The organism is Corynebacterium callunae DSM 20147 (assembly GCF_000344785.1).
Taxonomy (GTDB): domain Bacteria; phylum Actinomycetota; class Actinomycetes; order Mycobacteriales; family Mycobacteriaceae; genus Corynebacterium; species Corynebacterium callunae.
The window spans coordinates 652,734-666,109 of sequence record NC_020506.1; the positions used below are offsets into that span (position 1 = coordinate 652,734).

Annotated in this window: 13 protein-coding genes; 7 read left to right on the plus strand and 6 right to left on the minus strand. The window is 52.3% G+C overall.

Going from position 1 to position 13,376, the window contains the following annotated elements; translation table 11 throughout:
• Positions 1 to 39: 39 nt before the first annotated feature.
• Genes H924_RS03115 through H924_RS03135 form a run of 5 tightly spaced genes read right to left on the minus strand, consistent with a single transcriptional unit; the run spans position 40 to position 4,910 of the window.
• A complete protein-coding gene (locus H924_RS03115; RefSeq protein WP_015650503.1) occupies positions 40 to 951 on the minus strand; it encodes a siderophore-interacting protein in 912 nt (303 codons plus the stop codon).
• A 10-nt stretch (positions 952 to 961) separates the two neighbouring features.
• Positions 962 to 1,771 (minus strand): ABC transporter ATP-binding protein, encoded by an 810-nt coding sequence (locus H924_RS03120; protein ID WP_015650504.1) that lies wholly within the window; start codon positions 1,769 to 1,771, stop codon positions 962 to 964.
• On the minus strand, positions 1,768 to 2,811 hold the full coding sequence (locus tag H924_RS03125) for a FecCD family ABC transporter permease (protein WP_015650505.1): 1,044 nt from the start codon (positions 2,809 to 2,811) through the stop codon (positions 1,768 to 1,770). The genes H924_RS03120 and H924_RS03125 overlap by 4 nt, the downstream gene beginning before the upstream one ends.
• Positions 2,808 to 3,851, minus strand: coding sequence for a FecCD family ABC transporter permease (locus H924_RS03130; protein ID WP_015650506.1), 1,044 nt, complete (start codon positions 3,849 to 3,851; stop codon positions 2,808 to 2,810). The genes H924_RS03125 and H924_RS03130 overlap by 4 nt, the downstream gene beginning before the upstream one ends.
• 6 nt (positions 3,852 to 3,857) lie before the next feature.
• Complete coding sequence (locus tag H924_RS03135) at positions 3,858 to 4,910, minus strand: iron-siderophore ABC transporter substrate-binding protein (protein ID WP_015650507.1); 1,053 nt, start codon at positions 4,908 to 4,910, stop codon at positions 3,858 to 3,860.
• A 172-nt stretch (positions 4,911 to 5,082) separates the two neighbouring features.
• Between H924_RS03135 and H924_RS03140 the strand changes: the two genes are divergently transcribed.
• From H924_RS03140 to H924_RS03170, 7 genes are all read left to right on the plus strand, one after another.
• Complete coding sequence (locus H924_RS03140) at positions 5,083 to 6,342, plus strand: MFS transporter (protein WP_029703508.1); 1,260 nt, start codon at positions 5,083 to 5,085, stop codon at positions 6,340 to 6,342.
• Between the two features lie 116 nt (positions 6,343 to 6,458).
• Positions 6,459 to 7,376, plus strand: coding sequence for an exodeoxyribonuclease III (locus H924_RS03145; RefSeq protein ID WP_029703505.1), 918 nt, complete (start codon positions 6,459 to 6,461; stop codon positions 7,374 to 7,376).
• A gap of 1 nt (position 7,377) precedes the next feature.
• A complete protein-coding gene (locus H924_RS03150; RefSeq protein WP_015650510.1) occupies positions 7,378 to 8,037 on the plus strand; it encodes a trimeric intracellular cation channel family protein in 660 nt (219 codons plus the stop codon).
• Positions 8,038 to 8,225: 188 nt separating this feature from the next.
• Positions 8,226 to 8,417, plus strand: a complete 192-nt coding sequence (locus tag H924_RS03155) for a hypothetical protein (protein WP_015650511.1) — start codon at positions 8,226 to 8,228, stop codon at positions 8,415 to 8,417.
• Between the two features lie 228 nt (positions 8,418 to 8,645).
• Positions 8,646 to 9,686, plus strand: coding sequence for a tryptophan--tRNA ligase (gene trpS / locus H924_RS03160; protein ID WP_015650512.1), 1,041 nt, complete (start codon positions 8,646 to 8,648; stop codon positions 9,684 to 9,686).
• Positions 9,687 to 9,812: 126 nt separating this feature from the next.
• Positions 9,813 to 10,898, plus strand: coding sequence for a YhjD/YihY/BrkB family envelope integrity protein (locus H924_RS03165; protein WP_015650513.1), 1,086 nt, complete (start codon positions 9,813 to 9,815; stop codon positions 10,896 to 10,898).
• Positions 10,899 to 10,970: 72 nt separating this feature from the next.
• Positions 10,971 to 11,873: an RDD family protein gene (locus H924_RS03170; protein ID WP_015650514.1), complete on the plus strand. Its 903-nt coding sequence runs from the start codon at positions 10,971 to 10,973 to the stop codon at positions 11,871 to 11,873.
• Here H924_RS03170 and H924_RS03175 read toward each other — a convergent pair.
• Positions 11,870 to 13,231, minus strand: a complete 1,362-nt coding sequence (locus H924_RS03175; protein WP_015650515.1) for a D-alanyl-D-alanine carboxypeptidase family protein — start codon at positions 13,229 to 13,231, stop codon at positions 11,870 to 11,872. The two genes, H924_RS03170 and H924_RS03175, sit on opposite strands and share 4 nt — an antisense overlap.
• Positions 13,232 to 13,376 lie beyond the last annotated feature (145 nt).

Below are 13,376 nucleotides of genomic sequence, written 5' to 3' on the forward strand. Positions count from 1 at the left end.
ACAGCGTTAAGTGTCTTATGGGTGTTTTGTGGTGGGGTTTTAACCACGCATAGCCACGCCACGCTTCCAATAACCCATAAAGGCAACTCGGGAGCGGTCTAGTCCTTTGTCTTTAATTAGGGATCGGCGAATGGTAGTCACCACACCGCTTTCACCTGCAATCCAATAATATTCCCCGCGTGCAGTGCTGTCAGATGACACGGGTTCCCCCGTAGCGGAAAAAGCGGGGGTTTCCCACACCAAGGTATCGCCATCTGCGGGGGTAGCAGTGAGATGTTTTGCGGTGATTCCTAAACTCTCAAAGAGCAGCTCACCGTGGTTTCGGCCCTGGCGGGGCAGCCATTTCACCTGGATGCCAGCAGGTGCGGCAATGGGCAAAATATCGGCCTTTTCTGGGACTTCAATCAGCGCAGTACCAGTGAGGGAAGAATCACTATTAGCTGCCAGATCTTCCAAAATGCGGGCAATGGCTGGGGCTGCGGTTTCATCACCCGCCAACACAATGCACTGTGCATTCCCATGATCAAATTCAATGCCACCCATGGATTCTGCATCAAGGCGTGGGGCGATGATGAGCAATTTATCACCTACCTGGGCATTAGCAGCCCAGGTTGCTGCCGGGCCAGTAAATCCGGGGGCAGTATGTAATACAAAATCTACCGTCAAAGTGGTTGCATGGGCACCCATATTTAAGGAACGAATGGAATAGGTGCGCATGACACCGCGGGAATCTTCCGGGAGCGCCGACCAATTGGCATACCAGTCGCCGTTGGCAGGCAATGGTGGGAGGTCTTTACCCGGATTGGGGAAAATAAGCTTAATGCGCTGGTCAAAGACAGGTTTGTGGCTGCCTACAGTACGCATTTCAGGGCCGGAAAACACTATTCGAATAAAATTAGGGCTCAGTTGCTCGATGGATTCCACACATGCAGTTACTGGAAGAAAAGCCATTTTTTACCCCTTAATTGGTGGTGACGTGGTGGCGGCCTATGGGCATCACCAAAGGTGCGCCGGAGATGGGATCGGTAATAACGCGAGCCTTGGTATGAAAAACTTCCTGCATCATTGTTTCTGTGACTACTTCAGCAGACGTGCCGGCTGCATAAATCTGTCCTTGGTGCATTGCAATGAGGTGGTCAGAATAACGAGCTGCCAGGCCAAGTTCATGGAGCACCATAACAATGGTGGTGCCTTGGCTGCGGTTGAGATCAGTAAGTAGGTCTAAGACTTCTAGCTGATTGGCGATATCAAGATAGGTAGTGGGCTCATCAAGTAATAAAATATCTGTCTCCTGAGCAAGCGCCATGGCAATCCACACTCTTTGGCGCTGGCCACCAGAAAGCTCATCAATACTGCGCTCTGCTAAGTCGGTGGTATTGGTGGTTTCCAAAGCTTTGGCCACCACCTCATAATCCCGGGTAGACCAGCGGCCCATGAGGCCTTGGTGTGGGTGGCGTCCGCGTCCCACCAGGTCAGCGACCACAATGCCGTCGGGCGCGGTAGGAGATTGGGGTAACAGTCCCAACATGCGGGCTAGTTCCTTGCCATGAAACGTTGCCAGCGGGGCGTCGTCGATAAGCACCTCACCGGAGGTGGGTTTAAGGAGGCGCGCCAGGGCGCGCAACAGAGTGGATTTGCCGCAGCCGTTGGGGCCGACGATGGAGGTGATTTTTCCCGGCGGGATGTCGAGGGTGAGGCCATTGATAACACTGCGCTCGCCATAGGAAAGCGAGACATTGTGGGTGCTTAATTGGTGCGAAGTAGTGGTCACAGTGATGCTCCCGCACGGTTGGATCGAATAAGTAAATAAATAAGGAAGGGGGCGCCGAGCGCGCCAGTAACCACGCCGACCGGATAGCGGGTGCCCAAGAAATATTGGCCGATAAGGTCAGCGCTGAGCACAACGAGGCCACCGATAAATGCCGAGGGCAAAATTAGAGAGCCACCAGCACCTAAAAGACGCGCTGCAATGGGCCCAGATACAAATGCCACAAAGGCAATCGGACCGCAGGCCGCGGTAGCAACCGCAATCAGCGCCACGGCGGCAATAATGACAATGAGGCGGGTGCGATTGGTATTAACGCCCAGACCAAGTGCGGAATCGTTGCCCAAACGCAAAATATTTAAATTACGCGAAAACGCCAGTAATAAAGGAATCAGCACTGCCGCAGTGCAAAGCAGTGGCAGCGTGCGCTCCCACGTTGCACCATTTAAAGAACCGCTCAGCCAACGAGTTGCCGTGGGCAAGTCCCAGGTATCAGCCTTGGACAGAGAATAACTAACCAGCGAATTCAGCATGGCGGCAATGCCGATACCAGTAAGAATAAGGCGAGTGGGCGAAAAACCACCACGATAAGAAACCAGATAAATCAGCAGTGCGACGGCCAGAGCTGCCAGCAGCGCAATGACAGAGACCAGCGATTGGCTGAGCCCAAAAAAGACAATACAAATAACACCGGCTGCCGAAGCACCAGAAGAAATGCCGATAATATCTGGCGAGGCCAATTGATTACGCAGCAGCGTTTGAAAAATAATTCCAGCTGCCCCAAAGGCCATGCCCGCAGCCAAACCCATGGTGGCACGCGGCAAACGCAACACACCCACCGAATAACTCGCGCCGGGAACCTGCTGCCCGCTCAAAACCTGAATCACTTGCGCCGGGGAATAAAAAACCTCGCCCCACATCAAAGAAAAAGCAAAAACACTAAGCGTTGCGACGCCCAACGCCACAGTAATCAGCGCCCTACGGGAGTTGCGCTTAGCGCGCTGGCGTTTAATTTCCAGCGCCAAGGTGGAAGTTGTTGTACTCATAGTTCGCGCGTTTTCTGTCGACGAATAATCCAAATAAAGAGGGGAGCGCCAATAATCGGCATGATAATTCCCACCGCAATTTCACTAGGACGGGTGATGACGCGGCCAAAGGTATCAGCAAACACAATAAGAATGGCTCCGGCCAGCGCAGAACAGGGAATCAGCCAACGATGATCAGTTCCCACAATCATCCTGGTGATATGCGGAACCACTAGGCCCACAAAAGCAATGGGGCCAGCCAGCGCTGTTGCCACACCACATAAGATCACCGCCCCTAGCGAGGAGAGAATGCGCGTACGCAGCACATTTTCACCCAGACTTGTGGCTACATCATCACCAAGTGCCAGTGCGTTTAGCCCGGGAGCAAAAAAGAGACACATGCCAAAACCTAAGAGCAAAAACGGCGTTGCCATAGCCATGCGATCCCATTCGGCACCGCCTACGCCACCGATCTGCCAAAAACGGAATTTATCCATAACGTCAATACGAGGCAATAACACCGCACTGACCAGAGAACTTAAAGCAGCAGTGGTAGCAGCACCGGCCAAAGCCAGCTTGAGGGGAGTTGCGCCACCGCGGCCTAAAGAACCAACTGCATAAATAAAAGCTGCAGCAAGTGCTGAACCTAAAACAGCAACCGCCATTGTGGATACTGCATTAGATAAGGAAAAGAAGCTAATGCCAATTACCACTGCCAAAGAAGCGCCAGACAAGACGCCAAAAATACCGGGATCAGCGAGCGGATTGCGAGTCACTGCTTGCATGGTGGTGCCTGCAACCGAAAGGGCTGCTCCAATGAGAAATCCCAGCACCGTGCGCGGAATTCTTTTAAAGGCAGCAGCTTGATCAGTGGTATCTGCATGGCCCAAAAATGCTTGGAGAACATCTGCGGTGTTGATAGAGCGCACCCCAAATTTGAGGGAACACACCGTAGCCAGCACTAAAAGCAAAATTGAGACTATAAGGAATAGACTTTTGCGCTTAAAACGCGCATCCGCCGGCCTCAGTGCAGAAGCCGACGGATTAGTAGCTAGAGACATAAGAATTTACTTCAGTGGCTCGGAGATCTTGGCTAGGTACTCATCAATTCCCCAAGAAATAGACAATGGGGAAGGATTAGCCGCAGCTGCCAAAGGGCCCTCTCCGAGGAAAACAACCTTGCCTTCAGCGATCGCAGGGATGCGAGAAAGCAGGGGATCGGCCTGCATCTTGGCCAACAAGGCGGCATTGGCAGCGTCATCGTCGGTGCCATAGGTGATGATGAGGTTTACATCAGCAAAATCTTCTGGAGATTCTGCAGAAACCTGCTCATAGAAGCTATCGGAATCTGCAAACTTCTTGAGGACTTCAGCTTCCTGGACGCCGGCATCAAGCAGGAATCCCATGCGTGGATCGGCAGCGGTGTATACGCCGATCTGGGAAAGATCACTTTCATCAAAGAACGCAAAGATTGGCTTTGCTTCTTTTAGCTCAGGATTAGCATCCATGGCTGCAGAAACTTCACCATCAAGCTTGGTGATAAGTTCCTGGCCTTCTGCTTCCATGCCAATAGCCTTGGAATTCATCTCAATCATCTCATCCAATGAAGTGCCCCATGCCATTTCTGGGTAGGCGATTACCGGTGCGATTTGAGAAAGCTGATCGTAGTCTTCCTGAGTGATGCCAGAATAGGATGCCAAGATGACATCAGGCTGTGTGTTGGCGATTTCTTCAAAGGGCAGAGCATCGGTGGAATCAAAAAGCACTGGCTGCTCATCGCCGAGGGCCTCTTCTACCCAAGGCAGGATGCCGTTATCGTCATCATCACCCCAGGTAGCTTTGTCCATTCCTACTGGAGTAACACCCAAAGCCAGTGGAACCTCATGGTTTGCCCAGGCAACAGTCGCCACGCGCTCAGGCTTTTTTTCGATGATAGTTTCACCGAAAGCATGCTTGATGGTTACTGGGAAAGCGGTATCGTTTACCTCTGCAGATGAAGCAGAATCTGCTTGGGAGGAAGAGGAACCGGTAGCAGTGGAATCAGAATCCGAAGAACATGCTGCCAGGGAAACAGTGAGGGTCGCGGCCAACAGGCCAGCAATAACGCGAGAAGATCGCATAGGTGTGTTTCACTTTCTCAAACTTAGTTAGGTTAGGCTGCCCGATATACTAACACTCTTAGGGCATCATAAGAAATGTCCTAGGTCACACAGGTTTTATAGATGGCTAAGTAAGCACAATTGAACCTTGAAACTGCGAGGACTACGCAGGTGTCCGATAGTGTGTGCATCTATGCACGACTCCGGTAAACCTCCCGTAAAAATTATTGAATCTTCAGCGCCTGAAGCTCACAAAACTCATCTCAAAAGGCGACCAGTGCCACGTCAAACGGAGATTTCCGAGTTTCGTCGATATGTAGTCATGACGGCTATGGCGCTGGGTGGGTTTGCCATCGGTGTTACCGAGTTTGTCTCCATGGGTCTACTGAGCGCGATTGCCCAAGACTTCAACATCTCTGAGGACAAAGCTGGCCTCATCATCACCATCTACGCACTTGGTGTGGTGGTCGGTGCACCACTCATTACCGCCTTTACCGGCAGCATTCCACGCCGCCGATTGCTGCTAATTTTGGTGGCTTTCTTTGTTGTGGGCAATGGACTTTCAGCTTTTGCCAACTCTTATGAAGTGCTCCTACTCGCGCGCTTTATTGCGGGTCTTCCACATGGAGCATATTTCTCTGTTGCTGGTCTCGCAGCTGCTTCCATGGCGCCTGAAAGCCAGCGTGGTCGTGCCATTGCCTATGTTGGCATGGGACTTTCCATCGGTACCGTCGCCGGCGTTCCTGCAGCTCAAGCCCTGGGAGATGTCTATGGTTGGTCCACTTCCTATGTACTAGTGGCCTTCCTCGGAGCGCTCACCCTGCTGGGACTGTGGTTCCTTATGCCACATATGACTGAGATGAAACCAACCAGCCCATTGACCGAACTGAGTGCCCTGAAAAATGGTCAGGTGTGGTTGACGCTGGCTATTGGTTCCATCGGATTTGGTGGCATGTTTGCGGTTTATACCTACATTTCCTGGACTATGACCGAGCAAGCAGGAATGTCTAGTTCACTCATTTGGATCGTGCTTATGGCCTACGGTGTCGGCATGATTTTGGGTAACTATGTGGGAGGTCGCATCGCGGACTGGAATGTAGACCGCGGAATTTTGTTAGCTTTGATCTGCATTGTGTTGGCGCTCATTGGCTTCTACTTCACCTCAAATAATGCCATCGCTGGCACCATTAACTTTGGTGTGGTCGGCTTCTTTGGATCCACTCTGATTCCATCCCTGCAGATTCGTTTGATGGATGTTGCAGGCCGTGCCCAAACCCTGGCAGCGTCACTTAATCAATCGGCTCTCAACATTGGCAACGCTCTGGGGGCTGCCATTGGCGGTGTGGTTATTAGCGCTGGATATTCCTATAGCACCCCAGCTCTCGCTGGTGCCGGGCTGGCCATTGTGGCGATTTGCGTGTGGTTCCCGATGGTTGGACTCCGCAAGAAGTAGAGCTGCCTAAAGAAGCACTGCAAAAAAATAAATGGGCCCAGCTTAAACCCATAAAAGGGGAGGGGATGGGGCAGTCCGTAATAGCGATGTCCACCCCAGGCGCTACTCTGACAATCATGAGTTTTCAGATCACCACCGTCAACGTCAACGGTATTCGTGCTGCTGTAAAAGAAAGAAGTGGGGAAAACCGCGGATTTTTGCCGTGGTTGGAAGAGTCCTCCTCAGATATTGTGCTCTTGCAGGAGGTGCGGGCCAGTGAAAAAGACACTGAAAAAGCCCTGCAACCTGCACTTGATGCAGGCTGGCACTATGTAGGTGCACCGGCTGCAGCCAAGGGGCGCGCCGGGGTTGGAATCCTGTCCCGCCATGAACTCCACGATGTTTCTATTGGATTTGGATCTTTCATGGATTCTGGTCGCTATATTGAGGCCACCGTCAAAGAAACGGCCCTAGGTACCCCCGTAACAGTGGCCTCGCTTTATTTGCCATCTGGATCTGCTGGAACTGAAAAGCAGGATGAGAAATTCCACTTCCTGGATGAATTTGAAGAGTTTTTGGCGGAGCGCGCCACCAACCACTCCCACATGGTTGTTGGTGGTGACTGGAATATTTGTCACCGCCGCGAAGATCTGAAAAATTGGAAAACCAATCAAAAGAAATCCGGTTTCCTCCCGGATGAGCGCGCCTTTATGGATGCCCTATTTGGTACTTTCCCAGATACCACCACCCAGGTGGCAGGCGCCGGTGACTTCCTCGGCGCGGTTGAATACCCCGGAACAGCGGGACGTCGAGAAGCAACTGACAACCCTGCGTGGTTCGACGTGGCACGTCGCCTGCAACCAGAAGGTGAAGGGCCATATACGTGGTGGACCTACCGTGGCCAGGCCTTTGATACCAACGCCGGCTGGCGCATCGATTACCAAGCAGCCACCGCCTCAATGTTGGAGCGCGCAGAGCGGAGCTGGGTGGACAAGGCTGCAGCTTATGATCTGCGCTGGTCAGACCACGCACCTTTGAACGTGGTGTACTCCTAAGATGCTGCTGACTGTTCTCTGGGCAATCGGCATTACCGCGGAAGGTATGACTGGAGCCTTGGCTGCAGGTAGGCAAAAGATGGACCTTTTTGGTGTCTCAGTAATTGCCTGCGTCACCGCAATTGGCGGTGGCTCAATTCGTGATCTGTTGCTGGGGCATTACCCCCTGGTCTGGGTGGCTAAACCCCACTTTCTGCTGCTCATTATTGGTGCAGCAATTTTGACCGTATCCATTTCCTTCCTGATGCAGCACTTTAAGGTGCTGTTCTTGGTGCTGGACGCAGTTGGGCTATCGGCCTTTGCGGTCATTGGTACCCAGGTGGCATTGGAAATGGGCTATGGCTTTATTATCGCCGTGGTGGCGTCCGTGCTTACCGGCGTTTTTGGTGGTGTGCTGCGTGATTTGCTGTGTGACCGCATTCCGCTGGTATTCCAAAAAGAGCTCTATGCCTCCATCGCTTTGCTGGCAACCTGTGTCTACTTCGGCATGATGTATTTGGGTGCCAACGAGAACACCACCGTTATTGTCTCGGTGCTGGTGGCTTTTGTGGTGCGTTTGCTTTCTATTTGGCGTGGTTGGCGCTTGCCGGTCTTTGATTATCAAGAACGCGAATATAAGCGTGATCCCCGGCAGCGTCTGTGGCGCTTCTTTAGGAAATAGCAGAAAACAGGTTGGATTTAGGCCCCGGTGAAGGCAATAAATGAGCAAGCAATAATTTAGCTTTCTTATGTAATCGGGGTATTGTCATTGCAGAAACTTAAATGGGAAAGTATCAGCTTGAGATAATGCAGATCCCGCGCATCTTGGGAACGGGTATCGAAAGTTGAGAAAAAACGTAAGGATTGCACATGGGTAAGGCATTCGCCCTTATTGTTCTCGGCGCTATCATTTTGGCTGCGGGTATCTGGTACACCAATGAAGTCGGCCACTCCGTAATGGCTATTGTCGCTGCTTTGATCATGGCTGTCGGCGGCGGCATCATCACCTGGGGTCTGGCAGTTGCTGCAGACGTTCATTCCCCAACTTCCCGCAAGCTCTAAGACTTCTTAGCAGGAGCGGATTACCGCGGGGCAACTTATTTGGCTTAAAAATGAGTCGCCCCGCGGTTTTGTTGTGCCCGCGAACTATCCCGGAGTGCCCCAGGAGTGCCTCAGGAGTGCCTCAGGAGTGCCTCAGGAGTGCCCCAAAATCTTCTTGCCGGGAAATTTTGGCAATTAACTCTTGCCTAGGCACAAACTCTCCGGCTTAAATGACTAGACTGATACACCATGACAACGCAGGAAAAAGATCAAACCACCGAAACCGTCTCCAGAGTCCTTTCCGGAATCCAGCCCACGGCTGATTCCTACCATTTGGGCAATTACCTTGGAGCTGTAAAACAGTGGATTGACCTGCAAGATTCCTATGATGCTTTTTACTTCATCCCAGATCTTCACGCCATTACCGTTGATCAAGATCCTGAAGAACTAAGGAATCGCACCATCGCAGGTGCCGCGCAGCTGCTCGCATTGGGTATCGATCCTGATCGCTCCACCCTCTTTGTGCAGTCCCACGTGCCTGCACATGCCGAGCTGTCTTGGGTGCTTACCTGCCTCACCGGTTTTGGTGAAGCTTCCCGCATGACCCAGTTCAAAGACAAGTCTGCAAAGCGTGGCGCGGATCGTACTTCTGCTGGTCTGTTTACTTATCCAATGCTGATGGCTGCCGATATTTTGCTTTACCGTCCACATTTGGTTCCAGTTGGTGAGGATCAGCGTCAGCACCTCGAGCTCACCCGCACCCTCGCCGAGCGCTTTAACAACCGTTATGGCGTGGCTTTTGAGGTTCCAGAAGGCTTGATTCCGCAGGGCGCTTCCAAGATTTACGATCTTCAGAACCCCACCTCCAAGATGTCCAAGTCAGGTGATAACCCTAAGGGCCTGATCAACTTGCTTGATGATCCAAAGATTTCCACCAAGCGCATCAAGTCCGCCGTCACTGACAACGATGGCGTTATCGCCTTCGATCCAGAGAATAAACCTGGTGTGTCCAACTTGCTGGTTATCCAGTCCGCCCTCACGGGCAAGAGCATCGAAGCGCTTGTCGACGCCTACCAGGGCGCTGGTTACGGTGCACTGAAGGGTGACACCGCCGAAGCACTTGAGGCGTTTACCACGCCTTTGAAGGCAAAATTTGATGAGTACATGGGCGATCGCGCAGAACTTGAGCGTGTTTTGGCTGTTGGTGCTGATCGCGCAGCGGAGATCGCCAATGAAACCTTGGCAGATGTTTATGACAAGATTGGCTTCCTAGCACCGCGTCGTCGATAAGCTAGAAATCCACGCGCTATTATTACAATCCGGCCACAGCAAGACAGTTGGGGCCGGATTTTTCTATTGTTGTAGGTAGTAATTAGATCGCCAAGCGTAGTTCTATGAGTATCGGAAGGAATCCCCATGGCAACAAGAACCAAGCCTGATGATCGCAACACAGATGAATATGGCATTGAGCGCGTCAATCAGGACGAGCCAGGATTTATTGATAAGCAGCGGGAAGCCCATGAGTGGTTTGACCACCTCATGCGCATGAATGAAAGATTCGGCGCTAAGGGTGGAAACCAGCTTTCCGCGGGCATTACTTATTTCTCCGTATTATCCGTTTTTCCACTCGCCATGCTGATCTTTGGTATCGCCGGTGTCATTCTTGCCGGCAATCCCGATCTGCTGACTCGTCTCCAGGAACAAATCAGTTCCTCCCTAGATGGAGAAATTGGCAATACCGTAAATCAGATTGTAGAAACCGCTATTTCACAACGTGGCGCCGTCCTGGGAATCGGTGGTCTAACCGCGCTATGGTCCGGCCTGGGCTGGATGTCCAACCTACGTTTTGGCGTTAGCCGCATGTGGAGCCTAGACCCCACTGAAGGTAACTTTCTGAAGAATAAGCTCACCGACCTTTTCGCTCTGATTGTTTTGATCCTGGCACTGTTCCTTGCTTTTGGTGTCACTGCAATCGGCGCTTCCGGCCTTACCCAAAGCTTGCTGGAAATGCTTGGTCTTGGCGGTATCCCCGGAATTAGCGTAATTACTTGGGCGGTTGCGCTACTTGTGGGTATTTTGGCGAACTTCTTAGTATTTGCCTGGCTGATCTTCTCCCTGCCGCGTACCAAGGTTCCACTGCGTTCTGGACTGCAGGCATCTCTCATTGGTGCTCTGGGATTTGAGATTGTTAAGCAGGTGGGATCACTCTTGGCATCAAATGCTTTGAGCAACCCAGCTGGCGCCACCTTCGGCCCAATCATCGGCATCATGGTGGTGCTTTACCTGATCTGGCGCATCTTGATGTACTGCTCTGCGTGGGCTGCCACCAGTGAGGAATCACTGCGTATGGCTGAGGTTCCCGCACCAGAACCCGCAGTAATCAGGGTTCGCCATGAGATCAACCCCACCGAAGAAATCTCCGGATCTGCCCGCAAGGTGGGTATCGGCGTTGCAGTAGGAGCAGTTGCCGCAGGAGCACTTTCGCTATTGTCTAGAAAATAGGGCAAGAGCTTGTAGTTAATTCAGGGCATTCCCCGATTATGGGGCAATGCCCTTTGGTTTAAGGTAGAGGTTATGAACACCAATATTCCCAACCTCTACTCCGCCTTTGGGTTGGATCGTAATGAAGATTCCAATGCGCTCGCTCTTTCCCTTTCTGCTCGGGATCTCCGACTAGAACAAATGGGCATTCCCCAAAATGATCCCCGCAGAACCCAAACCGTTCAAGCTTTTTCGGTGTTAGCAGATCCGCAAAAGCGTGCCACCTATGATGCAAAGCTAGATCTGGGTATCCCACTAACCTGGGGCCAGATTCAACATTTGGGCAATTTTGGCACATTGCCAGCTGATACCGCGTCTCCCAGCAATCCACAGCCTTTTGCGCAGCCACAAGCAACCACTAATGGATATGTTTTTGGTGATCCCACCGTGCAAGCAGCAGGGCCAGCCTTTAATCCGCTAGATAACCAAGTGCATTCGGCGATGTATGGTCAAACGCCGTTTTCACCTACTCCGGCCTCTTTTGCTGGGCAGTCCTATGGAATGATGAATTCCAGTAGCGAGCGCCCAACCTCCTCCACTCGTTTGCTCATGGCGATTTTGGATATGTTCATCGCAGGTTTTGTTGGCTTCATGGTGATGGGATTTTTTGTCTACGTTAACGAGTCACTCATGTTTATCGTGGGCGTGCTCTTTACGGCCTTCTACATTATTGGCACAGAATCGGTTTGGGGAGCCACTCCAGCGAAGAAGCTCATGGGTTATGAGGTTCGCGACGTGACCACCCATTCTCGTCTTTCCGCAGGTGCAGCAGCCAAGCGCAACTGGTGGAAGGTCATCAGTGTGGTGCCAGGTGTCGGGGGCATCGTGAGTTTCATTATGGCGATTGTGTATGGCACATCTATTAAGCCAGAAAACGAAATGCGCGGAATCCACGACCGCGTTGCTAATGCAGAGGTTGTGAAAAAGCAGCGTTAACGGCGACGCTTTTTAAAAGTCCACAGAATTGCTGCGATCACTAATAGGACAATCGCAGCAATCGGGAAAGCTACCTTCACAAAATCAATGGAGGCTGGCGCTGCAGAATCTGGTGTTTCAGCAGCTAAGGTCGCAGTTGTAGTTGGGGCAGGCAACTGTGTTGCCTGTTCGTCCTGGGTGCCCAGCTGGCCTATGCCGCCACCTTGGGGGATGACCAGGGAGGCGTCGATAAGCGTTCTCGCTTGCTCCCAGGCACGTCCCTTATCGATGGTGGTATCCAAAATGACTGCTGCGAGGCGACGACCATTGCGGTCGAGGCCACCGACGAAGGTGTGGTTGGCGTCATCGGTGTAGCCGGTCTTGCCGCCGATGCCATCGGGATCGTTCATAAAGAGACTATTGTCATTCCATACCTGGAAGCCCTCGTTATCGCCCCAACCCGGGAAATCGACATATTCCGTGCTGATGATCTGCGCGAATTTCGGGTTTTGCCAGGCATGTTGATAAATCAGCGACATGTCATAGGCGGAGGTAGACATGCCAGCCGCATCCAAACCGGAATAGGTGGCGGCATAAGTATCCTGAGTGCCCAACTCCTTGGCCAGCGCATTCACCTTATCTAGGGTTACTCGATCGCCGCCGAGCTCCTGCGCCAACAAATAAGCCGCATCATTGCCGCTGGCCAGCAAGAGGCCGTGCAAAAGTTGATCGATGGTGTACTGGCCACCCTCACCGACTCCCACGCGAGAGCCCTCAATGTTGGCAGCTTCATAAGTTCCGGTGACAACCTTGGTGGGATCAAGCTCCTCAATGGCGATTAGTCCCAGCAAAACCTTAATAATCGAGGCCGGGCGGTAGCGACCATGGGGATCCTTGGTGGACATAATTTCGCCGGAATCAATATCAAAAACCATCCATGAAGATGCCGTGAGATTCTCAGGCAACACAAACTCCGCAGGCGCAACAACGCCACAGCCAGCCAATAGTGAACCACCAGCTGGAACTGTGGCTACCGGCAGGGGAGTAGGGGTGGCAGCACCCGGAGCCAGAGCTTCGGAGGTAGTACGTGCCGGTGCCGGGCTGATCTGATTGGGGCAAGTATCAGTGTTAGGAGCTGCATCACGAGTGGTGGGAGTGGCATCTTGTTTGATGATATCTTCCAAAGACTCGGCATTATCTGCGGTGACAGCTGCGGGATCTTCCGGGTTGGTGCTTAGCGTGGCGGAAGTGGGAGTGTCTGCGATTACGGTAGCTGGTGCTTGGGTAACTGGTTCCTGAGCAACCACCTCCTGCGCAAAAGCAGGAAAGGGCATGATTAGGGCAGCTGCGGTTAAAGCCGCAATGGCAGAAGTCCTCATGAATTGCTCATAGTACTAATCCCTGCGGGGGCGTGCGGGTATTGACCCATTTGTAGCAACTTTCGGAAAGCAACTTACGGGTAAATAAATGAATCCGGCCACCGTGGATCCTGTTGAGGATCCACGGTAGCCGGATTTGTGAAGT